Genomic DNA, 593 nt, shown 5'->3' on the forward strand with positions numbered 1-593 from the left:
TCAGTCTTGCTTGCTATAGGTTTATTATTCACTACCTGCATCGGCTGGCTATTAATAAGACTGCTATTACAACCGCTCATGGCGATTAAGCTGCCCAAAGCAAACATACCCATAATGAGCTTACTTGTAGACTTTTCATAAACGTATTGATTATTACCTTTCACGATTTTGTATCCTTTCAAAACTCGAATGATATTCTAAGTATATATAAAGGTTTGGCTCAATCCAGTAAACATATGCTAATACTAATTGGAGCATATCTGTGAGCACAATATTTAACTACACGGACCTGCTATAAATAACGCTAACTTACAGCCAAAGATTCAAGTCCTCACTAGGACGCCAACCCCATACAGACTATCAAATGAAAAACCAATCTAAAAAAGTTGCATCAACACAAAAAACACCCATTTATACGAAATTTGGCATAGCGATTATAGTTATGCTCGTAAGTATATATATATTTAACCTAGACATACTTCTTAAGGGAACTGTCTCTCTAGTGACAGGTCTTGTTTTTATAATAATTAGTATTATCAATTTAATTAGAAGAATTGAATATGATATTGTCACTATACTGGTTGGCATATATC

At 33.7% G+C, this 593-nt stretch carries 1 protein-coding gene; it reads left to right on the plus strand.

The genetic code is table 11. The features are described 5' to 3' along the window. Positions 1-364: 364 nt before the first annotated feature. A partial coding sequence (locus ACS8FD_RS22710; protein ID WP_439277522.1) for a hypothetical protein occupies positions 365-593 on the plus strand: 229 nt, incomplete at its 3' end.

Source organism: Psychrobacter sp. 1U2, from assembly GCF_051847575.1.